We start from the raw sequence: 24,836 nt of genomic DNA, 5'->3' as shown, positions 1-24,836 counted from the left end.
TTTTAGATGTGTGTTGGTCGGGCGTGTCGCACAGTGGGTCCGATCGATGAGGGTGAGTGGCTCGGTAGTCGGGTATGGAGCGAGTGCGGCGGTACCCGTCTGACCTGACTGACGCCCAGTGGGAGATCGTCGAGGCGATGTTGCCTGGCCAGAAGTGGATGGGCAGGCCGGAGAAGCATCCCCGCCGGGCGGTCATCGACGCGATCCTGTACGTGCTGCGTACCGGCTGCCCGTGGCGGTACCTGCCGACGGACTTCCCACCGTGGCAGACGGTGTACGGGCACTTCAAACGCCTGAACAAGCGGGGTGTGACCGAACGGATCCTCACCGAGCTGCGCGAGCAGGTCCGCCTCGCCCACGACCGCGAGGCGGAGCCGACGGCGGGGATCATCGACTCGCAGAGTGTGAAAGCCGCGGACACCGTCCCCGCGGACAGTCGCGGCTACGACGCGAACAAGAAGATCAACGGCAGGAAGCGGTTCATCGTCACCGACACCCTCGGCCTGCTGGTCACCGTCTGGGTCCTGGCCGCCTGCTGGCAGGACCGCGACGGCGGCAAAGCAGCGCTGCTCGCCGCGTACGCGACCACCCCGATCCGGCACGTCTTCGCCGACCAGGGGTTCGCCGGCCGGTTCGTCGACTGGGCCAAGAACGCCTTGAGCACCACGGTGGAGATCGTGCGTAAGCCCGCCGACCAGAAGGGTTTCGCCGTGCATCCGCGCAGGTGGGTGGTGGAGAGGACCCTGGGCTGGTTGATGCTGCACCGCCGCCTGGCCCGCGACTACGAGACCGATCCCGCCACCGCTGAACACATGATCCGCTGGGCCGCGATCACCGGCATGCTCAACCGCCTCACCCGCAGCGGACCCGCCACCCGCCAACCCCGCCGTACCTTCAACACACCCGAGTAACCCACATCTAAAACGCTCACTAACGGTTAGATCGCGGGTCGTCAAGCTTGCAGCCAGGCGGCGATGGCCGCCCAGACCCGGCCCAGCATGTCGGTGCACCCTGTTGGTATGGGTACAGGGCAGATCGACCTCGGTGATCTTGCCGCGCGTACGGCTCCCAGAGGTGGCCGCCGGAGTTGCGCGCCCGGGCGTCCTCCGCGACGAAGAGCAGCAGGTCCCGTTCGAACACACCGAGCCGGTGCTGCCGTTTGATCTCGATGTTCTTCTTGCCGACCCGGACGCCGCGCCGCAGTTCCTCGTCCGACATCCCACCGAGAAGGGCGCCGTTCTCCGCCCGGAGCTTCGCGGACAGGTCGTCCAGGTCGGCTTCCGGGTCCTCGTGGCGCCCCGCCGGAACCTCCGAGGCGGAGGGGTCCTGCTGGGCGGAAGGGTCGGTGTCCAGTGGCTCGGCGTGGGCAGCTGCGTAGCTTGGCATCGCACTGCCGCCGCACGACGCCGACCCGCGGGACGCGCTGCGTCGGGCCAGCGACCCGATGTACCGGGGGCCGATTGGGTGGGCCGGCACGGGCGGCGGCTCTACGCCTCAGAGGCCCAGCTGAGCCACTCGGGATCGTGACCCCAGCCGTTGCGCTCGTAAAAAGGCACCGCCCGGGTGCTGGAGTGCACCGTCACGTGCTCCAGTTCCAGGCGACGGGCCTCGTTCAGCACGGCCGACATCAGCAGCGCGCCGACCCGGCGGTCGCGCAGCTCAGGGACGACGAACACGGACTGCACGTCGCCGCCGCGCCGGGCGTACTTGTTTGCCGTGGGCACACGGTCGAGTACTGCCAGCCAGGCCATCCCGATCGCCTCTCCGGCGGCCTCGGCCACGAACGCCCGGTGCTCGGGGTGGCCGCGCATCCAATCGCCGAGCGTCGCGACGAACTCGTCCAGGTTGTCGCCCTGGTAGCCGCGCTCCTGGATCGCCCGCCGCCAGCGCAGCCCGGCCAGGGCGGGCGCATCCGCGTCGGAGGCCCGACGCACCGTCACCTCAGTATCGATCATGCGATGATCGTAAAACCACTTTCATCCTGCATAGCGGTTCGCTTCGACGTGGTGCAGGACGAGGAGGGCCTGCACGATCGCAGTGGTCAGCGTGGGCAGCTGCGTAGCTTGGCCAGGATTTTCCAGGTCCTGAGCGTGGCGATGGCGCGTTCGCCGCGGGCACGGATTTCGCATGCGCCCGGCTCACTGCCTTCTGCCGGCACGACAGCTTCGGTCGGAAGCGGCGCCGCTTGAACGGCGTGCGCACGCTGCCCGTGCGCCCTGGCAGCCCTTGTCGGCGAAGGTCATCACGTCCGCGCTGGTCAGCGCGTCGCTGATGCCGTGTATGCGGGCGGCGGTAAGGTCGTGCGCCGAGCCCGGCAGTGCCGGCGAGGCCCGGACGAGCCGGCCGGCAGCATCGGCGACGACCTGCACGGTCACCCGTGCCGCTTGTGCTTGCCGGAGTAGTACGGCTTCTGGTCGGCGACGCGGTCGATCGGAATCAGCGTGCCATCCAGAATCGCGTACGCCTCGAAGTCGTAGAAGGGCATCCGGGTCATGGACTCGTCACCGCCGGCGAGAGCGAAGTCGAGGCCATTCCAGCGCATCTCCATGGCCGCCGACCAGATGGCCTGGAGTCCGGAACCGCACAGCCGGTTGACGGTGTAGGCGGGTGTGGAGACCGGCAGTCCGGCGGCGATGGCCACCCGACGAGCGTTGTAGGCGTCGGGCCCGACCTGGCCGATGCAGCCCATCACGACCTCCTCGATGGCGTCGGCCGGCACCGCCGAGCGCGTCAGTGCCGCCCTGTCGGCAACGGCACCCAGTTCGTGAGCGGGCGGGTCCTTGAACACCCCGCCGTAGTTGCCGGTCGGGGTAGGGGCGCCGTCGACGATCACGATCCGCTGGTCCGGGCTGGTCATATCGAGATTCCTCCGTCCACGGGAAGGACAACTCCGGTGATGTATCCGGCCTCTTCGGAGGCGAGGAACGCCGTGGCCGCAGCCATTTCGCTGGGCGCCGCGAACCGGCCGAGCGGGATGGCGGCGGCAAGTTCCTGACGCTTCTCCTCGGGAATCGAGCCGATCATCCGCGTCTCGGCGTTGGGCGAAATGGCGTTGACGGTGACGCCGAACGCCGCGAGTTCCTTGGCCACGGTCTTGGTGAAGCCGATGATCCCGGCCTTGGCTGCACCGTAGTTTGCCTGCCCGATGTTGCCGCGCAGACCCGTGTACGAGGTCACGTTGATGACGCGGCCGTACCGCTGCTCCCGGAACACCGGAACGGCGGCACGGGTCAGCCGGAACGTTCCGCCCAGGTGGACGTCGAGCACCTCAGCCCAGTCCTGGTCCGACAGCTTCCAGAGTCGACGGTCCCGGAGGATGCCGGCGTTGTTGACGACGATGTCCAGCCGGCCGGCCGCCGTGACCACCCGGTTCACCAGGGCCTCAACGGCCTCGGTGCTGGTGACGTCGCAGGCGACCCCGACCGCGCCCACCTCGTCCGCCGCCAGCGCGACCGCGTCGGCGTCGGCGTCAACCAGGAACACCTTCGCCCCGGACTCGTGGAAAAGGCGGGCGAACTCGAATCCGAGCCCGCGCGCCGCTCCGGTCACGATCGCGGTTCTCCCCGCGAAGTCGAACGTCAGATTCGGCAACTCCTGCTCCTCCTCACGGGCCTTGACAACGGCCGATGAGCTCTTTCATGGGTTTCGTTCGGCCTGCCCAGATCTCGGTAACCCGGGCGTCCTTCCAGGCATGGGTCACGCGGTACCCATTGAACCTTTTTCAACCTGGACCGCGCGGCGCTCACGCACCGCGTCCGACCTTGCGGTCCGCCGGACCGCAAGGGGGGTCGAAAAAGGACCATTCATGATCCTATCCGCCTGGCTAAAGCAGTTCCTCCGCCGCGTCTCTCAACGAGGTCAAGACGCGGCGGGTTTGCGGCGTGTCAGGGAGCAACGCGAGGAGCAGCGGAGAGGTGGAGAATGTCGACTGGTGGACCATGAGGCGACGGATCCATTCCATGCCCGCATCCAACTCGGCGGCGGCGTCGGTCGCGCCTCCGCTGCGTACCCAGTTTCCGAGCGCGGACCGGTGGATCGCGTCGATGAGGGCCGCAAGGGCCATCGACTGGAAGGACGGGGCGTCGGCCGGAAGATGATCCCGCAGGAACGAGCGTGTGAGCGTCACGTATCGCTCATGTTCGATGACCTCCCGCTTCCGTAACTCGGGGACGACGCGCGTCAGTTTGTATCGCCGGAGGACGAGCTCGGGCCGGCTGAGGAAATCGCGCAGTGACTCCTCGGTGGCCGCGATGACGGCCTCTACCGGGTCCGTACCAGGAGCGGACTCGACAAGGCATCGCTCGACGAGCCCGAGGCGTTCGGTGTGATCCGGAAACGCGAGTTCGTCCTTGCTCTCGAAGTGCCGGAAAACGGTACGACGAGACACGCTCGATGCCTCCGCAACGGCTTCGACAGTAACGTTTGCGTACCCCTCCTCAAGGAACAAGGCCATCGCCGTTTCCGAGATCCGATACTTGGTCTCGAGTATTCTCCGCGAAGTCACCGACAGGTGCCCTCTCCTGACGTGGTGTTGCGCGAAGTTCAGCTCCCGCGCATCGTGAGGTTTGCCGAACTCTATAACCCTGCGCTGCGCTCGCGGCGGCTCACGGCCTGCGCCTCGCCGAGCCAGCACTGGCCGAAGTGCGGCGCGACGACGTACGGCGCTGCTGCCAGGCCAGCCATTGGTGACGAACGGTCCCCCAGATTCCACGGCGGAACAGCAGCACCACGAGGACGAAGACCGAGCCGGTAACCAGGTCGATGCCGTCGAAACCGGACGAGGCGAGGTAGTCGGCGAGCATCACGGCCAGGAACGCACCCAGGGCCCCTCCCCACAGCGTGCCGATGCCGCCCAGCACCGTCATCAGCACGACTTCGCCGGAGGTGCTCCAGTGCAGCTCGGTCAGCGCCACGAAGCCGTGGTTGATGGCGAACGTGCCGCCGGCCAGGCCGGTCAGTCCGGCGGAAAGCACGAAGGCGATGACCTTGTACTTCTCCACTTCGTAGCCGAGCGCCCGCGCTCGCTGGGTGTTGTCGCGGATCGACACCAGGACCCGTCCGAACGGTGAGTGCACGATCCGCCAGGCTGCCCACATGCCGAGCAGGAGGATCGGCAATGCCGCATAGTAGAAGTAGAACGACTCGGTCTCCACCAGCTCGATGCCGAAAAACGACCGGGGCACGCCTTGCAGCCCGTTCTCGCCACCGGTCAGGTCGCTCCACTGGTACCCGATGAAGTAGACCAGTTGTCCGAAGGCGAGGGTCACCATCGCGAAGTAGATCCCGGACCGGCGCACCGACAGATAGCCGACGGGGAGGGCGAGGACCATCGCGAACAGTGCGCCGCCGAGGACGGCCACCGGAAACGGCACACCGTAGTGCGTGGCGATCAGGCCCGTCACGTACGCCGAGCTGCCCCAGAACGCAGCGTGTCCGAAGGACAGCAGCCCGGTGTAGCCGAGCAGGATGTCCAGGGCGATCGCGAACAGCGCCATCGCCACGATGTCCATCGCTACCGGCGGATAGACGAACCATGGCAGCGCCAGCGCTGCCACCAGGCCGGCCACCAACAGGACCCATCGCCTCGAGCCGCCCCCTGCGATGGCGGCGTGCGCCTCGGTGACCGGGGCCGGGGTAACCACGGACTGGGTCATGCCGTCGCCTCCTTGCGTCCGAACAACCCGGCGGGGCGGACCAGGATGATCAGGGCCATCAGGACGAAGATCAGGATCTGCGCGAACGTCGGGGCGTAGGCCTGACCGAACGCCTCCACCAGGCCCACCATGAACCCCGCGACCACGGCGCCGACGATCGACCCGAGTCCCCCGATGACCACGACCGCGAAGAGGATGATCGCGAAGTTGTTGCCCATGTCGGCCGTGATCGCGCGGAACGGCGCGGCGAGCACGCCGGCCAGGCCAGCGAGCGCGACGCCGAAGCCGAAGACCGGAGTCACCCAGCGGCCCACGTTGATGCCCAGGGCACGGGCAAGCTCGGGCTTCTCGGTTGACGCCCGGACGATCATGCCAACCCTGGTCCGCGTCATCACCAGCCAGACGAGCACACAGATGGCCACGGAGAACAGGAAGACGAACAGTTGGTAGCGCGGCAGCACGACGCCGGCTAGGTCGACGCGTCCCTGAAGCGCGTCCGGCGGCTTGTACGGCAGTCCGGAGACTCCGTACCTCTGCTTGACCAACTCGACGAGGATCAGCGTGAGGCCGAAGGTGAGCAGGAAGTTGTAGAGGGGGTCGAGCCGGAGCAGCCACTGCACGAGCAACCGCTCCACCACGACGCCGAAGACAAACATCAGCACCGGCACCGCCAGCAGCGACCACCACAGGGTGAGACCGAGGGTGTCGAGCAGGACGGCTGAGGTGACCGCGCCGAGCATGTAGAACGCGCCGTGGGCGAAGTTCACCACGCCCAGGACACCGAAGATGATCGCCAGTCCCAGGGCGGCCAGCGCGTAGAAGCTGCCGGCCGCCAGGCCCTGGACGGCGTACTGCAGCACTGCGTTCATGGGTTCCTTTCCCCGGTGCTGACCCTGGGCGCCGAGGGGCGCCCGAGGCTTGTAAAACCGGACCACCCGCTCACTTCGGGCAGTTGGACGCCTCGGCGGGAGGGAATGCCTTCGCCGCGGGGATGGTGGTCACGATTTCCTCGTAGTCCCACTCCTCCTTCACCTGCGACGGCTCCTTGACGCGGGCCAGGTACGCGTCATGGACAACGAGGTGGTCCTTGGCCCGGATCTCGCCGTTGCGCAGAAACACGTCGTTGATCTTCTTGCCCTCAAGCTTGCCGACGACCGCGTCGGCGTCGTCGGTGCCGGCCTCCTGGACCGCCTCCAGGTACTGCAGCGCCGCGGAATAGTTGCCAGCATGTTCGAAGGTCGGGCGGGTCCCCGTCTCATCGCGGAACCGGTCCGCCCACGCGCGCGACTCGTCGTCCATGTTCCAGTACCAGGCGTCGGTGAACAACGTGCCGGCGAACTGGTCGACGCCCAACGAGTGGATATCGGTGATGAGCATCAGCCCAACGGCCAAATCGATGCCCTTATCCTTCAACCCCGACTCGTTGAACTGCTTGACCACGTTGATCAGGTCACCGCCCGCCTGCATCGTACCGATCACGTCGGGATTGGTGCTGCCGGCCTTGGTGAGGAAGGTCGCGAAGTTGTCGTTCGGAAACGGCGTCGGGATGGTGCCCTGCACCGTGCCGCCAGCCTTCTTGATCGCTTCGGTGAAGGACTTGGTCATGTCCTGGCCGAACTGGTAGTCGGGGTAGATGATGTGCCAGTTCTTGTCGCCGTTCTGCGTGACGGTGGTGCCGGTGCCGTTGGCGAGCATGTAGGTGTTGTACGCCCACTGGAAGGTGTACTTGTTGCACTGCGCGCCGGTCAGTTCGGTGGTTGCCGCGCTCACGTCGAGAAAGAGCTTCTTGTGGTTCTTCGCCTGGTTGGCGACGGCCAGAGCCGCAGACGAGGTCGGCACGTCGAGGATGACGTCCGCACCCCCGCGCTCGTACAGCTCCTGAGCCTTGGTGTTGGCGATGTCCGGCTTGTTCTGGTGGTCGGTTGACGTCACCTCGATGTCGTCGACGACCGCCTTGTCGCCGTACTTCTTCTGGTAGTCGGCCACCGCCATCTTGACCGCCTTGACGGTGTTGGGTCCCGACGCGTCCTTGTAGACGCCGGACTGGTCGTTGAGCACCGCGAGAACCAGCTTGCCGTCCGTGAAATCACCACCCGATCCCCCGGGGCCGCCGCCACCGCAGGCGCCGAGGAGCAGTACTCCCGTCATGGTCGCGGCACCGGCCCGAATTCGCTTGCCCTTCATGGTGGCTCTCCTCGTGTCGTGTCCGATGTGTCGCGTCGCCTGGTCGACCGATCAGATGCCGAGGTGCTTGAGCAGCTCGCCCTCGCGCCGTTGGAAGTCGGAGTTGTCGAGGGTCTCGACGATGCGGCCCTGGCTGAGTAGGTAGTGCCGGTCAGCCACGGTGGCTGCGAACTTGACGTTCTGTTCGATAAGCAGCACGCCGACGCCGGTGGCCTTGATCTGGTGGATGATCGCCCGGATCCGGGCCACGACCACCGGGGCCAAGCCCTCGGAGGGCTCGTCCATCAGCAGCAGACGGGCACCGGTCCGAAGCGCCCTGGCGATGGCCAGCATCTGCTGCTCCCCGCCCGACAGCGTGGTGCCCGGCGCCTTGCGGCGGTCGGCGAGCACCGGGAATGCTTCGTAGACTCGCTCCAGTGTCCATGCCCGGTCGGAGACCTTGGGCGGAAGCAGCAGGTTCTCCTCGACGGTGAGGCTCGCATAGATGCCGCGGTCGTCCTGGACCCAGCCCATGCCGGCGCGGGCCCTCTGGTGGGCTGGCATGCGGGTGACGTCGCGGCCGAGGAAGGAGACGGTGCCGCCGACCTGCCGATGTAGGCCGATCAAACACCGCACCAGGGTGGTCTTGCCGGCGCCGTTGCGTCCGACCAGGGTGACGACCTCGCCCTCGCCTACCCGCATGCTCACCTCGTGCAGCGCCTGCGCCTCGCCATACCACGCCTTCAGACCGGTGACCTCAAGCATGGTCGGCCTCGCCCAGGTAAGCGGTGATCACCCGTTCGTCGTTGCGGACCTCGTCGTAGGCACCCTCCGCCAGGACCCTGCCCTGCTGCATCACCGTCACCCGGTCGGCCAGGCTGCCGACCACGTGCATGTTGTGGTCGACGAACACCACCGTGCGACCGGCCGCGATGCGACGGACCAGCGTGATGGTGCGGTCGACGTCCTCGATCCCCATCCCGGCCGTCGGCTCGTCGAGGAGCATCACCCGTGGGTCCAGCGCCAGCACCAGTGCCAGCTCCAGCGCGCGCTTCTGCCCGTAGGCGAGCAGCCCGACCGGCTTCTCCGCCAGCGGCATCAGTCCCACCTGGGCGAGCAGTTCGTCCACACGGGCGCGATTCCTGCCGAGTAGCTTCTCGGACCGCCAGAACCGGAACCCCTGCCTGGTGAGCCCCTGGAGAGCGAGCTCCACGTGCTCGCGGCTCGTCAGGGTCTCGAAGAGGCTGGTGATCTGGAACGACCTGGCCACACCACGGCGCGCCACCTGCTCGGGCTGTTGGCCGGTGACGTCCTCGTCGAACACCGTGATCGCCCCGGACGTCGGGGACACGAAGCCGGTCAAGAGGTTGAACAGCGTGGTTTTCCCCGCACCGTTGGGACCCACAAGCGCGTGCACGCTGCCCTCACGAACCTCCAGGTCCACCGAGTCGACCGCGCGGAAGCCGCGGAACACCTTCGTCAGGGCCTGCGTGCGCAGCGCCACCCGACCGCTTGTCGTCACACCGATTCCTTCCAGGTGACCTGCGGACCCCGGGTGATCTGCGGGCTCCGGACACCCGCGGTGGGGCACGTCGTGGGTGCCACACGCCGGAAACCAACGGTGGTGCATGCCGGACGCACGGCAGCGGAGATGCCCTGAACCGTGGTCCGTCGGAACACTGCCGAACCAGCCTCCTGCGCCTGTCTGACAGGTAGCTGGGCGCAAGCACTCGCGACTGTTGTCAGCTCGGCTGCACTCCCTTGGGCGAGGAGCAGCGCTAGCGGTCGAGGCATGTCAGTCCCTTCTCAGTCGCACAGGTTCGCGCGGCTCTGTCCCGCGGCTGGTCACCGAACCCTCTCCACCTGAACCGCGCGGCGCCAGCGCCCCGACCCTTGCCTTCGGCTCCGACGGACCGCGAGGGGAGGTTGAAAGGTTCACTGGCGAGCGGCATCGACGCCTGGGGTTGACCCCGCCCGCCCAACTCGTCTCGTCGATGGTGTGACAATGCCTTCCTCGCACGGCTCGGAGCAGTAGCGCGAGCGGACGACGCGGAGCGCGATCGCGGCACCCGAACGCGATGCGACCGGTCGCGCCGTGCCCGATCGGACCCGCGTCCTTCACAGCCACGGCGCGTGGTCGGGTGACGTCAACGCGAACACACGAAGCTTTGGGCACTGTCGGGATCACCCGAGCGGTACTTCGGCCAGCGCGGGTACTCGCAGAGCGGGCGTGTTCTGCCGCTCGTGCCGTCTTCAACCACCGGCTTGACAGGCGGCCGTCCTTCCTCGACCCAGCGTTCGAGAACGGAGAGCGAGTCCCAGTTGGCGGCAAATGCGGGCGCGCCGAAGTTGGCGTGATTCGCACCCGGCACGAGATAATATCGCATGAATTCTTGTGCCTGCCGTGGCCCTACCGTGTCAAGCACTCGCCGGTAATAGTCGTTCGTGGAGCGATGGGAGACCAACTCGTCCGCGGAACCGTGGAGCAGAAGCAGCCTTCCGCTGGAGCGCGCAAAGGGCCGAAGGTCCGAGTTATTGCGATCTTGGATGGTGGAAAGGTAACTGATCCGGAGAAGCCATTTCCCAGGTCGCCGAGGGTCGATGTCGAGCGAGTTGTAGCCGGCGTCCCTGGTCAGGAAGTATTTCACCCACTGGTCCCAGTACTGGGACCCATATCCACTTGTCACCGGCATGGGGTTGGCGGGCGCGGAGGTGCCGAAGCCAAGAATCGGCGTTCTCATGTCAGCACCCGAAAGGAGAGGAAAGCCAGGATAGTACCGCTCACCACTGGCGATTCGGTACGGCCAACTGAACGGCGTGGATGCGGCAATCACCGACGTGATCTGCGGATCGGAGAGACATGTCGGCCCAGCATCGGCACCTTGGGGGCAGCGGAGCACTCGGGGGTCGAAGTCGCAGCCGTCGAGGTTCGAGATGACCTTGTCCTCGAGACCGTCCCGCCCGTCGCATGCCTCCATGACGCTGTTGTAGAGAAGGGTCTGCTTCTCGGGCCCGGGGAATGCGCCAGGACGGGACATCACTCGCGCAAGGTATCCAAGATGGAGGACTTCGGCCGTGTTATTCCAAGCAGGGTAGGCGGAGATGATGCCATCAAAGGCGTCCGGCCACCGTTGCGCGACGACAAGAGCCTCACGGCCGCCTGTCGAGCCGCCCGCAAAGTACGCTCGACTGGGCTCTGCACCGTAGCTATGCCGGATGAGGTACATGGCGGCATCGCGGGTCTTCTTGAGCGCATCGCCGGCGGCGAAATTCCGAAGTGCCTCGTCGTTCATGCCGAAGGACCCGTCCAGGGACCCCGCGGGACCTGCCTGGTGGCCGGAGTCACTTGCGAACGTGACATACCTGCGAGCCAGAGGCGTCGGTTGATCGGCACGGCCGAATGGCACGTTCTGCGCGAGGCTGGGAATTGTTCCGTTGTATCCGCCGCCGCCAAACATCATTGCGTTGCGGTTCCAGCCGACAGGCATGCCGATTTGCAGCCTGATGTCCGGCGCGGAGGGATCGATCGGAAAGAGCGCTGCGCCGACGCTGCAGTACTCGATGGTCTCGCCACTCACAATCTGGGTTACCAGGGATGCCGACTCGACGCGGCCGCCATTGGTCGGCAAACTGATTGCCGACGCCGGGATCACTCTCCCCGCCAACTCCGCGCATCTGGGGGTCACACCCACCGCGGCGGCAGGCGCAGGCCCGAGGACCGCCGTCGCGCTCATCAACGCGGTGCCGAGCACCAGCCCGGCAGGGATTCGGCTCAATCTCCCACGAACTCGCCGCACGTGGCTCATTGCGGACCTCCTGCCTGAGCACGCTGTGCCGCCAGGGCGTTCATAGACGGCACTGAGTGCCACTACTGTGCCATGCGTCACAAGCGCCCGCAAGGGCCGAGCAGAGGAAACGTCGAGGTGCCGGAGAACCAGGGCGATGCCTGGCCGACGGCGACTCACGGCTGTGCGCCGCCGTCCAGCTATGTGGCGAGCCTGCCGCACGGGGAAGGCGTACCCGCCGCGTTCGCCGCCGGCTCCGCGGTCAGGCTGCCCGCGTGGACGAGGCCGACCTGCGCGCCAGCCGCCAGGCCGCCCGACCAGGGAGCAGCGTGGCCCTGCGCCGCGGACGCCACGACCGGTTCAGCGCGGAGCGGGGCCGACGGCCTGGGCAGGCAAGCAGCTGCGCTCTTGCACGGCGGAAGAGATACATGCGACAGTTGGTGGCACGTGGTGGCACTGATAGCGCGGCTCAACGACACTGCGTGCCAGGTACGAACCCAAGGAGGCAGTGCCCATGCCTGCTGTGCCGTCCGGGGCCGTCATCGTCCGTGAACCGGCCAAGCGCCGTCGCGCAAGGTCGTCTCCACTCCGTCCGATCCTCGGCGTCGTCCTTGTGACCGCGGTCCTGACCGCCATGCCGTTCGCCCGTGCGTCCGCCGACGCCGTCCAGCATGGAAAGGAGCCGACCCTCGTCCGGACGACGCTGGGTCCGATCGTCGGGCGAGACGAGGGCCGGTCGAGCGGGACGTACTCGTGGCTGGGAATCCCATACGCCGCGCCGCCGGTGGGCGATCTCCGATGGCGGCCGCCGAAGCCCCACCAGCCCTGGGCAGATGTCCGGCGCGCCCAGCAGTACGGGTCGGGGTGCACACAGCCGGGACGGTTCTTCAGCCCGTCCCCGAACGGGCCGTTCTACGACCTGGCCGTACGCGATGGACTGCGGCAGCCCGTCGGCGAGGAGGACTGCCTGACACTGAATGTCTTCCGTCCGTCGACGTCACAGCGCAACCTGCCCGTCGTGTTCTTCATCCACGGCGGAAGCAATGTCGTCGGCTATTCGGCGGATCCGATGTACGACGGGCGAGAGCTGGCCAGGCGGGCCGGGGCGGTGGTCGTCACCGTCAACTACCGGGTGGGGATCTTCGGCTGGCTGAGCGCCGAAGGGCTAGGGGACGGCGACCCCCTGTCGGCGTCCGGCAACTTCGGCACTCTCGACCTTGTCGATGCACTCCGGTTCATCGACCAGAACGCCCGGAAGTTCGGTGGCGACCCCGACAACATCAGCGTCATGGGCCAGTCGGCGGGTGCGGTAAACGTCTGGTCCCTGCTCGTGTCCCCGCTGGCGCGAGGGATGGTCGACAAGGCAATCCCACTCAGCGGCGGCCTGAGCACCCGAAGTGTGGCCAACGCGAGGGCTTACGCTGACCGCGTCATGCAGGCCGTGAAGAGCGACCACCCCTCTTCGAGCAAGAGCGACATCGATCTGCTTCGTTCGCTCTCCGCCGACGACCTGGTGCGGGTGCTCGTCAGGCACCAACTCGACGCAACGCCGGCGGTCATCGCCGACGGCGCGGTGATCCCGTCGGACCCGTACGCAGTGCTCGAGTCCGGGGTGGATCGCGATGTGCCCGTACTCGCCGGGAACACCCTCGAGGAAGGGAAGCTGTTCGGCAGTTCCATCGGCGCGCACAAGCCGAGTGACTACGATAGGTTCACCGTTCAGTACCTGTTCGATCCCGATAACCCCGGCACCCTGACCACCTCCGATCTACTCAGGGACGAATACCTTCCGGTAGACAAGCCCGAGGGCTGGAACGATGCTGCTGCGGCACTTACCGAGTCCGTCTTCACCGGCATCAACCGGGACTCACTGAACGCGTTGGCTCGCAGCGGGAATCGATCGCTCTATCACTACAGGTTCGACTGGAATCAAGAGCCCGCGCCATTCGACCAGGTGTACGGCGCGGTACACGCGATCGACCTGCCCTTCGTGTTCCGCAACTTCGGGCGCAACGTGTTCTCGTACGCCTTCAGCCAGCAGAACCAGCCCGGGCGACTGAGGTTGTCGGACCTGATGATCGCCAGCATCCGGAAATTCGTCAACAAGGGATCACCGCAGCATCGCGGACTCGGTCGCACCTGGGACCAGTGGCCGGCGAGCCTGGTGCTCGACGCGGACGATCAGCGCGTCCATCTCGGGTCGACGACCGACCGGTGAGGCCGTCTCCGCCTGACGAAGGATTCGTCATACGCCGACGGCGGGGACACCCTCGAACCGGCAGCGGCAACGCGCGTTGACGAGAACGACGCCGCGCGCCTGTGCTACACCTCCGGCACGACCGGGCGACCGAGGGGCGTGCTCTACAGCCATCGCTCCATCGTCCTACACGCGATGCTGCTGCTGGGCGTCGACAGCTTCGCCAACTCGGAGCGGGATGTCGTCATGCCCGTGGTGCCGATGTTCCACGTCAACGCCTGGGGGCTGCCCTACGCGGCGGTGCTCGCCGGGGCCGAGCTCATGCTTCCGGGTCCGGCAATGACCCCGACGGATCTCATCCAGCTTCTCGTAGTCATCGACGAGATCCCCAGGACCGCGACGGGCAAGTTCTCGAAGGTGGCGTTGCGTGACCTCGCCGCCTCCGTTGCCAGGTCACAGCCTTCGTGACAACTCCGCACTGCCCCGAGCTGGCGGGCGGTGGCCGTGGCGAAGCGGCATATCGATATTGTTCAACGATCTGGCAGCCATGCCGACGCTTCTGCGCAGCGGGGCCGTGCACCACCCCCGATGGCATCGTGTATACATAGATGTCGATAGACGTGGCTCGCGGGGAGGCACCATGCGTGCACGCTGATGGACCCGGTCGGGCATGTTCACGCTCGCGCTGACCGCGGCGGGCCAGCGCCGCTGGCGGTGGGCGGTCCGCACCGGAGAACGGCATTGACCCGTACCTTGACCCAGGGACCGTTGGACTCGGTGAGCACGGTGAGCGTGGTGATCCCGCAGACGGTGCGCAACCGCACGTACACCTTTGCCAGCCGGTCGGACGGCGCCGCGAAGGCCCAACTGATCACCGCGCGCACGACGGCTACCTGCTACACCGCGACCCACCGGCCGGACGCTGGAGTCCGCGCCGGCCCTACGAAAGAGCAGGTCCCACCCCTGACAGGTCCCACCCCCTGATTGGAATCGACCAATGCCCCGACGATCTGCCCGCGCCGCCCTGGCCGGCGCCCTGACGCTGCTGACGGCCCTGACCATCAGCACCACGGTCACCCGTGACCCGGCGGATGCCGGTGACACCGTGAGCGCCGGCGACCCGGCCAAAGTCCTCGCTGGCCCGACTGGTCCCTGCACCCCGGGCGCCTCTTACCCGTCACCGCTGCCCGCCGCCACCGTAGCGGCCACGAGGATCAGCGGCGGCTTCAGTTTCCTGGAGGGACCGGTCTGGCTCGCCGGGTCGGGCCAACTGCTCCTCTCCGACCTGCGCGGCGGTACGGGCCCGGAGAACGTGCAGCCTTCAACGATCCGCCGGTTCACTCCGCCGGCCACGTTCGACGTGTTCCTCGAGAACGCCGGCAGCAACGGGCTGGCCCTGACCGGAGACGGCACCCGAATCGTCGCCGCCACGCACGACCAGCGCAGCGTGTCGTCATACCTGTTGTCCGACAGAAGCCGCAGCCTACTGGCGAGCGGCTTCCAGGGACGACGGTTCAACTCCCCGAACGACCTCACAGTCCGCGCCGACGGGACCATCTATGTCACCGACCCGAACTTCCAACGCGGCAACCGGCCGGACGAACTGGCCGGGATGACAGGGGTCTTCCGGGTGAACGACGGTGAGGTGTTCCTCGTCGACGGCACCGTGGCCCAGCCCAACGGCGTCGTGCTGTCGCCGGACGAGACGACCCTCTACGTAGGCGGCAACGCCGACAACACCATCTTCAGGTACGACCTGCTGCCGGACGGCAGCGCTAGCGAACGCACCGTGTTCGCGAGCCTGGCCGGCCCGGACGGCGCCACGGTGGACTGCGCCGGCAACATCTACTGGGCGTCCTACAACGACGGCCGGATCCACGTCTTCGCACCCACCGGCGAAAAGCTGGGCACGATCTCCGCAGGCCGGAACACCACCAACGCCGCGTTCGGCGGCCCCGACGGCCGGACCCTGTTCATTACCTCCGGAACGTGGGGCAACTTCGGTCTGTACCAGGTCGAACTCAACGTGCCGGGATCGCCATACTGACGGACAGGGGCAGCTCGACCAACCACTCCGATGCCGGGGCACCGGGTTGCGGCAACCGGGGCGATCGTCTCCGGGCGGAGCCGGTCGACCAGGCCGGTGAAAGTGTGTGCGTCCGCGTCGGCCCGGAAGGAGCCGGTGATGTCCGCGCCGTTCCGCGAGGCCGGTACCTCGTCCAACGGCTTGTCGCGCGGCACCTCCCCGGCGACCGACGCGAACGCGACGACGGTGCAGGCCGCAGCCAGGGTGCAGCGGGGTCTTGTGGCGAGAGTCAACGTCGACCTCCCCGCTCGATGGCCGGGTCCGGGTAGCCGGCGAACTCGGCCAGTCGAGTGTTGTGACCAGGCTGGCTGGGGTACCACCCCTGGGTGACGCGTAGCCGCACATAGCGCGCCCGCGTCGGCGTGACCGCCGGGATGTTGTCTGACTTCGGTGCAGCCACTTCGGACCGCACGGTCGTCCACCGCCTGCCGTCCAGAGAGGTCCGCACGCGGTACGGCCGTGGGGCCGAGTTTCCACGTCCTGGTGGAGAACCTCGACAGCGACATCGGCCGGCTGCTCGACGCCCTCGACCGCACCGGCGACGCCGGGGACACCATCGTCATCTTGCCCGGGGTGGTGGCCGCCGGTACGCGGATCAGCGAGCCGGTGACGGGTCCGATTTCTACCCGGCGGTGCTGGCCGCCACCGGCCTGCCCCCCATACGGGAGCAGCACATCGACGGTGTGGACTTCGGACCGGCCTGGCGCGGCGAGCCGTTCGCACGCGGCCCGCTTTTCTGGCACTACCCGCACTACAGCAACCAGGTCGGGTGTCCGTCGGCCGCGATCCGGGACGGCCGGTGGAAACTGATCGCGTCGTTCGAAGGCGATCCCACCCGGCCGCACGACATCCTTGGCGACCCCGCCAAGCAGATCGATCTCGCTGCCCGGCGCCCCGAGGTCGCCGCCCGGCTACGCGAACCGCTGTCGCGCTGGCTCGACGACACCAAGGCGCTGATACCCGAACTCAACCGGCAGCCGGAACCGTTAGCCGTACTCAGCCCGTAACACCCCGTACGACGGGAGAACACCAGTGGAACCCGCCCGACCGACGCGTTCCCCGACCGCCCCGGCCGGCCAACCGTCGCACGCGTCGATCGCCGATCAGCTCCGCCAGCAGCCGACCGAATTCATCCTCGCCGCCGGCAAGCCGGCCCCGGTCATCCAGCCCGCCAGGCTGGCGGGATGAGCGCTCGTAGCCCGGCCCGAGGCCGGAACGGGCCCGCCCCCGGTGCCAGCGGGGCGCCCGACAGGGTGTCCGGCGCCGTCACCGGGCAGTGCCGGGACTGGTAGAACCTGGACTTCACCCCCTGGGCTGGGCGTCCGGTTCGTCGATGGCGCACCGGAAGCCGAGGTGGCCACTGGCACTGTCCGGAGTGTTGTGGGTGCGGGCAGCTACCCGGTACCGGTTGCAGTAGGAGACGTGGCACAGGTAGGAGCCGCCGCGCATCACCCGGCTGTCACCGGTGGGCGGTCCCTGGGGATCGACCCGGGTGGCCTCCGACGGCGCGGCGTGCCAGTCGACGCTGAACCAGTCCGCACACCACTCCCACACGTTGCCGGACATGTTGTAGAGGCCGAATGCGTTCGGGCGGTAGGCGTTCACCGGCCCAGTGCCGAGGTGGCCGTCCTCGCCGGTGTTACTGGCCGGAAACCGCCCCTGCCAGGTGTTGCACCGATGCTGCCCGCGCGGAGTGAACTCGTCCCCCCACGGGTACCGCTTGCGGTCCAGGCCGCCGCGAGCGGCCTTCTCCCACTCCGCCTCGGTGGGCAGCCGCTTTCCGGCCCAGGTGGCGTACGCCGTCGCGTCGGCCCACGAGACGTGCACCACCGGGTGGTTCCCGCGTTGGCCCACGTGCGAACCGGGGCCCTCCGGGTGCCGCCAGTCCGCCCCCTCTACACCCAGCCACCAGGGCGCTCCCGGGACCCGGGCGTCCAGCACCGCGCCCCGGGCCGGCTCGGCCACGAACTTGTGGAACACGAACGACCAGCCGAACCGCTCGGCCTCCGTCAGATAGCCGGTGGCCTTCACGAACGCGGCGAAGGCGGCGTTGGTCACCGCCTTCGGGTCGATCCGGAAGGCCGACACCTGCACCTCGCGCACCGGGCCCTCCCCATCCGCGGGGAACGCGTCCGCATCGTCGCCGCCCATCCAGAACGACCCGGCCGGTATCGCGATCATGCCCCTCGCCACCTGGCCGGGGTCCCGCCGCGGCACGTCGAGGTCGACCGTGGCCAGCGCCGGCTGACCGGGCTCTCTGGGCGGGCCGCAGCACTGACTCAATTCGCCGGCCTCCTGTCTGTTCCCGGGCTCGTCCGCTCCGGAATTCGGCGAGGTCGGGGCAGCTCGGAGCGGTCGGCGGCCATCATACGCCGACTCGACCGGCTGACGGGCCGGCCGCCCGCCGCCCCGCGGCCGAGCTGTGTGATCTTGACGCGGACCCGCCGGCCGGTACCGCTGGTCGGCGGAGATCGACAACCCGGGAGGCGGCGCGGGTATGCGGGTGATCGAGCTGGTAGGCGGTGACTCGGTGGCCGAGGTGCTGCGCTACCTGCGCGACCCAGGCAGGTAACGGCGACCCGTGTGATCCTCGGGTCGGCGCGGTCTGGACGCTCGCCGCCTCGGGCGGCGTTGGCGAGCTGCGGCCGGGCCCTCGCCAGGGTGAAGGCGGTGATGGACCAGCGGAGACCGCGGAACGCTCCTACGGGGCGTGCCGGACGACCAACCGGCCGCGGCACGATGAAAACTAGGCTGTCCCTGGCCCGCCTCGAGCTGCCCACAGATCTTCAACCTGATCGAACTGGCCATTGGACGTCGCAACCGGGGCGGAGAACCGGGCCGGCTCCTGACCCGGGAGGTTGCCGTCCCCTTCCACTCGGGCAAAGCCGCGCCGTGCACCCGCAGCCGGCGTCGCGCCGGGTCGGGCCCACCCATAGGCCGATCTCGATGTGAACGATAACATCCTGGGTCGCGCCATGAACCGCAGGATGGCATTTCTGGAGAGTCGGATAATGGGTACCTCCGACATGGGTCACCGGAATCGCGCTCGACCGTATCTTCTCCGTTGCGGCGTCCGGCGTGAACCACGAATCCTGCCCGGGCCGAACAGCTCCTGTCGCCGAGTTGGCCGTCCGCCGGCAGCGGCTTTCGTCGAAACGGCTCCGGCCAGGCCCCGCCGCCGTCGGTGGGCTGGCCGTCGCTCGGGCGTACGCACCGGACGCTCAGCAGGTGGGGCGGCCCGCGACTGCGCGTCACCGGTTCTCGTAACAGAAAACTGCTGTGATGTTCTGCTCTTCGTCACTTCGCGTCACAGGCGTCGAGAAAGTGTTATGAACCGCACCCGTCGAAAGTCCTGCCCGAGGCGGACTCCGCATTGGTCGGGTTTCGCGTCCGCATGCCCGTGTACCTCTTTGTCCGGTGGCTGTGGTGCGCCACCCGGCCGGTGAACGCGGGGGCGTTACGACTTGACGAACGTCATGTTATCGCTCACAGTCGATGGTCAGGGACGACGACGCCTGTGGCTTACCGGGCGAGCCTGCTTCGTCGGCCCTTGGATCAGGCGTGCGTGACGGCGCGCGGACGCCAGTTGGCGCGCACATTTCGAGGCACGCGCCGGTCATGTGTGGCGGCACATCCATCTTCGGGGTAGACCGGTCGGCTCTTGGTCATTGGAGGAGGATCATGTTCGTCTCTGGTGGGTCTCCATCGAGCGTGCCGCCGTCGCGGCGGCGTGGGTGGTTGACGCGGGTCGTCGCCGCTGGCGTGGCGGCGGTGGTGCTCGGTGGTGCCGCCGCGGTGGTGCTGTCCACACCCGCCGCCGCGGCGACAGTCGACACGAACGCATGGTATGTCTTGATCAACCGCAACAGTGGCAAGGCGCTGGACGTGTACAACCTGGCCACGAATGACGGTGCCCGGATCGTGCAGTGGGCGCGGAACAACGGCAACCAGCAGCAGTGGCAGTTCGTGGACTCGGGCAGCGGCTACTACCGGTTGCGGTCGCGGCTCTCCGGCAAGGTGCTGGACGTCTACAACTGGTCGACCGCCAACGGTGCCAGCATCGTGCAGTGGAGCGACGGCAACGGAGCCAACCAGCAGTTCCGGTTGGCCGACTCCGACGGTGGCTACGTCCGGTTGATCAACCGGAACAGCAACAAGGTGGTGGAGGTACAGGGCGCCTCGACCACCGACGGCGGAAACATCGTGCAGTACGACGACTGGAACGGCAACAACCAGCAGTGGCAACTCGTCCGCGTCGACGGTGGCGGCAACCCGACCACACCGCCGCCGACCGGCACGTGCAATCTTCCGTCGTCGTACCGCTGGTCATCGACGGGCCAACTGGCGACCCCGAGGTCGGGGTGGGTCTCGCTCAAGGACTTCACCTACGCCCCCTACAACGGCAGGCACCTCGTGTACGCCACGACGCACGACACGGGAACGACCTGGGGCTCGATGAACTTCGGCCTCTTCTCGAACTGGTCCGAGATGGGCTCGGCCAGTCAGAACGCGATGTCCTCGTCCACTGTTGCGCCATCGCTCTTCTACTTCGCCCCGCGGAACATCTGGGTACTGGCCTATCAGTGGGGCGGGCCCGCCTTCTCCTACCGGACGTCGAGCGACCCCACCAACGCGAACGGCTGGTCGTCGCCGCAGACGCTCTTCTCCGGAAGCATCTCCGACTCCGGTACGGGTCCCATCGACCAGGCGGTCATCGGCGACAGCTCGAACATGTACCTGTTCTTCGCCGGGGACAACGGCCGGATCTACCGGGCCAGCATGCCGATCGGGAACTTCCCGGGAAGCTTCGGCTCCTCGTCGACGGTGATCATGAGTGACTCGACGAACAACCTGTTCGAAGGAGTTCAGGTCTACAAGCTCCAGGGTCAGAACCGGTACCTCATGCTCGTCGAGGCGATCGGCTCGCAGGGGCGCTACTTCCGCTCGTTCACAGCCACCAGCCTGAACGGTTCGTGGACCCCGCAGGCCGCGACCGAGAGCAACCCCTTCGCTGGCAAGGCCAACAGCGGCGCCACCTGGACCAACGACATCAGCCACGGCGAGTTGATCCGCAGCAACGCCGATCAGACCATGACCGTCGACCCCTGCAACCTGCAACTGCTCTACCAGGGCCGTTCCCCCAACTCCGGCGGCGACTACGGCCTGCTGCCCTACCGGCCGGGCCTGCTGACACTACAGCGCTAGCGGCGCGTGACACCCAGGTCCGGCTCGGGTGTTCCTGACGTCCACCGACAACGGCGCAGGCCGATTCGGGTGAGCGTTGTCACGGTTCGCGATCAGGATGGGGCGGAACTGGAGCGGCGGGCTCGGCGCAAGGCCGAGCCCGCCCGGGTCACGCAGAGAGCGAGACCGTCCTGATCTCCGAGCGAGGGGCCGGGGAGCGTTAGGCCGCCCAGGGCTGCCCGGACGCCGGTGCCGGCGAAGGGCCGAGCAGGCTACTGACGTCGCAGGTCACGACTGAAATCTAGCCTCAGCACTGGCAGGTCGTTGACGATGTGTGTGGTGGTGAGTATCCTCATACGTCATACGAAATAGATCGATATCAATCGAAGTCTTGAATTCGGCTTCGTCGCGAACGCCATGCCGATGGGGCCGTGGCTCGCACCCGAGTCGCAGGTGGGCAAGTCATCATCTCCGCCAGGCGATGTACCGGCCGGTAGCTGATTCACCTGGTTCATTGCGGTCACGCCAGACCGCCGGACCGCACACCGTATGGAGGGCCGCGTGAAGCGCGTCATCACCACCGCAGCCGTCTTCGCCGCAGCCGTGATGCTGGTTTCCGGCTGTTCGGGAGGATCGGACGGCGACTCCGGTTCGTCTGGGTTCGAGTTCTGGTCGTTCACCGGGATCAACCAGAAGGCCGACGTCGAGGCCTACACGAAAGCACACCCGGACGTGCCCATCAAGCTCACCGAGGTGGGCAGCACGAGCGAGACCGCCCAGGCGCTCACCGCGGCACTGGCCGGCGGCAAGGTGCCCGACCTCGTGCTGATCCAGGGTGACGACCTGCCGAAGTTCATGCAGTCCCCGGAGAACTTCGTGGACCTTTCCACTCTCGGCGCCGACAAGATGAAGGGTGACTACCTCGACTGGGTGATGAAGCAGTCGATGACCGAGGACGGCAAGGTGGTCGGGATACCGACCGACGTCGGCGGCATGGCGATCGCGTACCGCAAGGACCTGTTCCAAGCTGCCGGTCTGCCCACCGATCGGGACCAGGTATCCAAGCTGTGGCCGAACTGGGACGCGTTCACGGAGGTCGGCAAGCAGTACGTCCAGGCGACCGGCAAGCCATTCCTGGACAACACGCCGACGAGCATCTTCTTCCAGGCGGTCAACCAGGGCACAGAGCGCTACTACGACGCGGGCCACAAGCTGTCGTACGACCGGAACCCACAGGTCAAGGCCGCATTCGACCTGACGCTGAAGGTCTCCGCGACAGGCATCTCCGCCAAGCAGAGCACGTTCTCGACCGGGTGGACAGCGGGCATGAGCAAGGGTGACTTCGCCGTCGTGTCCGCGCCGTCGTGGATGCTGACCTCCATCCGCACCAACGCGCCCGGTACCGCCGGCAAGTGGGATATCGCCACCATCCCCGGTGGCTCGGGCAACTGGGGCGGTAGCTATCTCGCCATCCCCAAGCGTGCCAAGAATCCGAAGGCAGCGTGGGCCTACATCGCCGAGATGCAGTCACCGGCCGGACAGCTCGCCCACTTCCTGTCGCAGGGGTCACTGCCCACGACACCGTCCGTCTACTCCGACGCGCAGCTCATCGGCAAGACCGACCCGTTCTTCTCCGGCGCACCGATCGGCAAGATCTACACCCAGTCCGTCGTGAACATCAAGCCGTTCTATATCGGTCCCGACGACGCCGCCATCGGATCCGAACTGCTCAACACCCTCACCAGCGTCGAGCAGGGCAAGGTCGACCCGGCCAACGCGTGGAACACCGCGCTGACCAACGTCAAGAATGCCCTCCGCGGCTGAACGGACGACTGGTGCGCGGCGGTCGGCGCCGAGCCGACCGCCGCACGTCGGGAAGGTAACCGCTGTGACCACCACGCTCAGCCCGGCCACGGCCGCGGAGGCCACCTCACGGCCAACCCGGTACCGGCACGTCCAGCAGGGCTTGCGCGAGCGACTGGCGCCCTACGCCTATGTGGCGCCGTTCTTCCTGATCTTCTTCGTCTTCGGTCTCTTCCCGCTGCTGTTCACGTTCTATGTCGCCCTGTTTGACTGGGACCCCATCGGCGAACGGCACTTCGTGGGGCTGGCCAACTTTTCTCAGCTCGTCGATGACCCCCGGTTCTGGGGCGCGATGCGCAACACGTTCAGCATCTGGGTCCTGTCGACGGTTCCGCAGTTGCTGCTCGGGCTCGGCGTGGCGCACCTGCTCAACCACGTACGGCTGCGGGCGGCCACGCTGTTCCGGATGTCGGTGCTCGTTCCCTACATCACCTCCGTGGCGGCGACGACCATCGTCTTCGCCCAACTCTTCGACCGCGACTACGGCATGCTCAATTGGTTTCTCGAACTGCTGGGCTTCGAGCACGTCGATTTCACGGCGTCGGTGTGGGGTAGCCACCTCATGATCGCCGCGATGGTCGCCTGGCGGTGGACCGGATACAACACCTTGCTGTATCTCGCCTCGCTTCAGGCAGTTCCCCGCGAGCTGTTCGAGGCCGCCGCCGTGGACGGCGCCAACGGCTGGCAGCAGTTCCGCCACATCACCATCCCCGCTCTGCGGCCGATCATCGTGTTCACCGTCGTCACGTCGACGATCGGTGGGCTGCAGATCTTCACCGAGCCACTGCTGGTCAACCCGGTGGGTGGACTTACCTGTGGAGCGGCACGGCAGTGCCAGACCCTCACCCTCTTCCTCTACGAGCAGGGATTCGGCCGGTTCCACTTCGGCTATGGCGCGGCGATCGCCGTCGCGCTGTTCGTCATGGTCGTGATTGTCGCCGCGATCAACTACCTGTTGGTCACCCGGACCCGCTCGGAGCGCCCATGAACCCCGCATCCACATTGTCGACCACCGAACGGGCACCGCACCGCCGACGCAGCGTCAACCGGGTCCCGTTCGTGGCGTACGCGGCGCTCGGCGTCATGGTGTTCCTCAGCGTGTTCCCGCTCTACTGGATGTTCGTGGTGTCCACGACGGACACGGCCACCGCGACCAGCCTTCCACCACACGTCCTGCCCGGCGGCAATTTCCTGTACCTGGCGAATCTGGTCTTCGACACCGTGCCGTTCGTGCGGGCACTCGCCAACAGCCTGATCGTCTCCACCGCAATCGGCGTGGGCCAGGCGGTGCTGTGCGCGCTGGCCGGCTTCGCCTTCGCCAAGCTGCACTTCCCGGGCCGCAACACGCTGTTCCTCATCGTCGTGTTGACCATGACCGTACCGGCCCAGCTGGCCGTCATCCCGCAGTACCTCATCATGTCGCAACTCGGTTGGGTGGACACCCTGCAGGCCCTGATCGTCCCCGGGCTGGTGAGCGCCTTCGGCATCTTTTGGATGCGGCAACACATGAGCAGCATCATCGACGACGACCTGTTGCACGCCGCCCGGGTGGACGGCGCGACGACCTGGCAGATCTTCTGGCGCATCGCGTTCCCGCTGGTCCGCCCGGCGGCATTCGTCCTCGGACTGTTCGGGTTCGTCAACGCCTGGAACGACTTCCTGTGGCCGTTCATCGTGTTGAAGTCCCCGGAGCGGTACACCGTCCAGATCGCCATCAAGGCCCTGCAGAACAGCCGGGACATCGACCTGGGCCTGGCCATGTCGGGCTCGTTCCTGGCCACGCTGCCGCTGCTGGTGTTGTTCGTCTTCGTCGGGCGGCGCCTGGTGCAGGGAATCATGGAAGGTGCGTTCAAAGGCTGACCAAGGAACCCGAACTCGGTGGCCGTCCACTCCCCTGGTGCCGG

The 24,836-nt window shown here is 67.2% G+C and carries 21 protein-coding genes and 4 pseudogenes; 10 read left to right on the top strand and 15 right to left on the bottom strand.

The annotated features are described in order from the left end of the window. Positions 1–46 precede the first annotated feature (46 nt). A pseudogene (locus ACSMXO_RS18090) lies at positions 47–915 on the top strand (IS5 family transposase); the annotation flags it as partial. Positions 916–930: 15 nt separating this feature from the next. Here the strand turns inward: ACSMXO_RS18090 and ACSMXO_RS18085 are convergent. From ACSMXO_RS18085 to ACSMXO_RS18030, 12 genes and pseudogenes are all read right to left on the bottom strand, one after another. Next, a complete protein-coding gene (locus ACSMXO_RS18085) occupies positions 931–1,386 on the bottom strand; it encodes a hypothetical protein (RefSeq protein WP_455419465.1) in 456 nt (151 codons plus the stop codon). Positions 1,387–1,487: 101 nt separating this feature from the next. Beyond that, positions 1,488–1,955, bottom strand: coding sequence for a GNAT family N-acetyltransferase (locus tag ACSMXO_RS18080; RefSeq protein WP_455418655.1), 468 nt, complete (start codon positions 1,953–1,955; stop codon positions 1,488–1,490). Positions 1,956–1,976: 21 nt separating this feature from the next. Next, positions 1,977–2,464: pseudogene (locus tag ACSMXO_RS18075) on the bottom strand (transposase family protein); the annotation flags it as partial. A gap of 21 nt (positions 2,465–2,485) precedes the next feature. Next, positions 2,486–2,857, bottom strand: a pseudogene (locus tag ACSMXO_RS18070) (thiolase family protein); the annotation flags it as partial. Continuing rightward, the gene (fabG, locus tag ACSMXO_RS18065) at positions 2,854–3,591 is read right to left on the bottom strand and encodes a 3-oxoacyl-ACP reductase FabG (protein ID WP_455418654.1); all 738 of its coding nucleotides are present in this window, start codon (positions 3,589–3,591) and stop codon (positions 2,854–2,856) included. The gene fabG and the pseudogene ACSMXO_RS18070, both read right to left, overlap by 4 nt. A 232-nt stretch (positions 3,592–3,823) precedes the next feature. Then, complete coding sequence (locus tag ACSMXO_RS18060; RefSeq protein WP_346262903.1) at positions 3,824–4,504, bottom strand: TetR/AcrR family transcriptional regulator; 681 nt, start codon at positions 4,502–4,504, stop codon at positions 3,824–3,826. Between the two features lie 100 nt (positions 4,505–4,604). Beyond that, positions 4,605–5,654: a branched-chain amino acid ABC transporter permease gene (locus ACSMXO_RS18055; protein WP_455418653.1), complete on the bottom strand. Its 1,050-nt coding sequence runs from the start codon at positions 5,652–5,654 to the stop codon at positions 4,605–4,607. Continuing rightward, on the bottom strand, positions 5,651–6,523 hold the full coding sequence (locus tag ACSMXO_RS18050; RefSeq protein WP_346262901.1) for a branched-chain amino acid ABC transporter permease: 873 nt from the start codon (positions 6,521–6,523) through the stop codon (positions 5,651–5,653). Before ACSMXO_RS18050 ends, ACSMXO_RS18055 begins: the two co-directional genes overlap by 4 nt. A 70-nt stretch (positions 6,524–6,593) precedes the next feature. Then, entirely contained in the window at positions 6,594–7,838 is a 1,245-nt protein-coding gene (locus tag ACSMXO_RS18045) for an ABC transporter substrate-binding protein (protein WP_455418652.1), read from the bottom strand. Positions 7,839–7,889: 51 nt separating this feature from the next. Then, positions 7,890–8,582 carry an ABC transporter ATP-binding protein gene (locus ACSMXO_RS18040; RefSeq protein WP_346262899.1) on the bottom strand — a complete coding sequence of 231 codons (693 nt, stop codon included), beginning with the start codon at positions 8,580–8,582 and terminating at the stop codon, positions 7,890–7,892. Then, positions 8,575–9,339, bottom strand: coding sequence for an ABC transporter ATP-binding protein (locus tag ACSMXO_RS18035; RefSeq protein ID WP_346262898.1), 765 nt, complete (start codon positions 9,337–9,339; stop codon positions 8,575–8,577). The genes ACSMXO_RS18040 and ACSMXO_RS18035 overlap by 8 nt, the downstream gene beginning before the upstream one ends. Before the next feature lie 625 nt (positions 9,340–9,964). Next, positions 9,965–11,623, bottom strand: coding sequence for a tannase/feruloyl esterase family alpha/beta hydrolase (locus ACSMXO_RS18030; protein ID WP_455418651.1), 1,659 nt, complete (start codon positions 11,621–11,623; stop codon positions 9,965–9,967). 493 nt (positions 11,624–12,116) lie between these two features. On the opposite strand from ACSMXO_RS18030, the gene ACSMXO_RS18025 reads away from it, so the two are divergent. Together ACSMXO_RS18025 and ACSMXO_RS18020 are read left to right on the top strand one after the other, a co-directional pair. Continuing rightward, a complete protein-coding gene (locus ACSMXO_RS18025; RefSeq protein ID WP_455418650.1) occupies positions 12,117–13,820 on the top strand; it encodes a carboxylesterase/lipase family protein in 1,704 nt (567 codons plus the stop codon). Between the two features lie 12 nt (positions 13,821–13,832). Beyond that, positions 13,833–14,267 carry an AMP-binding protein gene (locus tag ACSMXO_RS18020; protein WP_455419255.1) on the top strand — a complete coding sequence of 145 codons (435 nt, stop codon included), beginning with the start codon at positions 13,833–13,835 and terminating at the stop codon, positions 14,265–14,267. Between the two features lie 206 nt (positions 14,268–14,473). On the opposite strand, the gene ACSMXO_RS18015 is transcribed toward ACSMXO_RS18020, so the two are convergent. Further along, positions 14,474–14,683: a hypothetical protein gene (locus ACSMXO_RS18015; protein WP_455418649.1), complete on the bottom strand. Its 210-nt coding sequence runs from the start codon at positions 14,681–14,683 to the stop codon at positions 14,474–14,476. A 113-nt stretch (positions 14,684–14,796) separates the two neighbouring features. Here ACSMXO_RS18015 and ACSMXO_RS18010 point away from each other — a divergent pair, with 113 nt between their 5' ends. Further along, positions 14,797–15,846, top strand: coding sequence for an SMP-30/gluconolactonase/LRE family protein (locus ACSMXO_RS18010; RefSeq protein WP_346262894.1), 1,050 nt, complete (start codon positions 14,797–14,799; stop codon positions 15,844–15,846). Between the two features lie 268 nt (positions 15,847–16,114). On the opposite strand, the pseudogene ACSMXO_RS18005 reads toward ACSMXO_RS18010, so the two are convergent. Next, positions 16,115–16,345, bottom strand: a pseudogene (locus ACSMXO_RS18005) (discoidin domain-containing protein); the annotation flags it as partial. 172 nt (positions 16,346–16,517) lie between these two features. Here ACSMXO_RS18005 and ACSMXO_RS18000 point away from each other — a divergent pair. Both ACSMXO_RS18000 and ACSMXO_RS17995 read left to right on the top strand, forming a co-directional pair. Next, entirely contained in the window at positions 16,518–16,892 is a 375-nt protein-coding gene (locus ACSMXO_RS18000; RefSeq protein ID WP_455418648.1) for a hypothetical protein, read from the top strand. A 25-nt stretch (positions 16,893–16,917) separates the two neighbouring features. Next, entirely contained in the window at positions 16,918–17,073 is a 156-nt protein-coding gene (locus ACSMXO_RS17995) for a hypothetical protein (protein WP_455418647.1), read from the top strand. Between the two features lie 114 nt (positions 17,074–17,187). Here ACSMXO_RS17995 and ACSMXO_RS17990 read toward each other — a convergent pair whose 3' ends face one another. Continuing rightward, positions 17,188–18,066 carry a formylglycine-generating enzyme family protein gene (locus ACSMXO_RS17990; protein WP_455418646.1) on the bottom strand — a complete coding sequence of 293 codons (879 nt, stop codon included), beginning with the start codon at positions 18,064–18,066 and terminating at the stop codon, positions 17,188–17,190. Positions 18,067–19,566: 1,500 nt separating this feature from the next. Between ACSMXO_RS17990 and ACSMXO_RS17985 the strand changes: the two genes are divergently transcribed. From ACSMXO_RS17985 to ACSMXO_RS17970, 4 genes are all read left to right on the top strand, one after another. Then, on the top strand, positions 19,567–21,090 hold the full coding sequence (locus ACSMXO_RS17985; RefSeq protein ID WP_455418645.1) for a non-reducing end alpha-L-arabinofuranosidase family hydrolase: 1,524 nt from the start codon (positions 19,567–19,569) through the stop codon (positions 21,088–21,090). A 540-nt stretch (positions 21,091–21,630) separates the two neighbouring features. Next, positions 21,631–22,893: an ABC transporter substrate-binding protein gene (locus tag ACSMXO_RS17980; RefSeq protein ID WP_455418644.1), complete on the top strand. Its 1,263-nt coding sequence runs from the start codon at positions 21,631–21,633 to the stop codon at positions 22,891–22,893. Positions 22,894–22,957: 64 nt separating this feature from the next. Continuing rightward, entirely contained in the window at positions 22,958–23,920 is a 963-nt protein-coding gene (locus ACSMXO_RS17975; RefSeq protein WP_455418643.1) for a carbohydrate ABC transporter permease, read from the top strand. After that, positions 23,917–24,792, top strand: a complete 876-nt coding sequence (locus ACSMXO_RS17970) for a carbohydrate ABC transporter permease (protein ID WP_455418642.1) — start codon at positions 23,917–23,919, stop codon at positions 24,790–24,792. The genes ACSMXO_RS17975 and ACSMXO_RS17970 overlap by 4 nt, the downstream gene beginning before the upstream one ends. Positions 24,793–24,836 lie beyond the last annotated feature (44 nt).

The organism is Plantactinospora sp. DSM 117369 (genome assembly GCF_053764795.1).
This window is presented reverse-complemented; position numbering and strand designations above follow the sequence as displayed.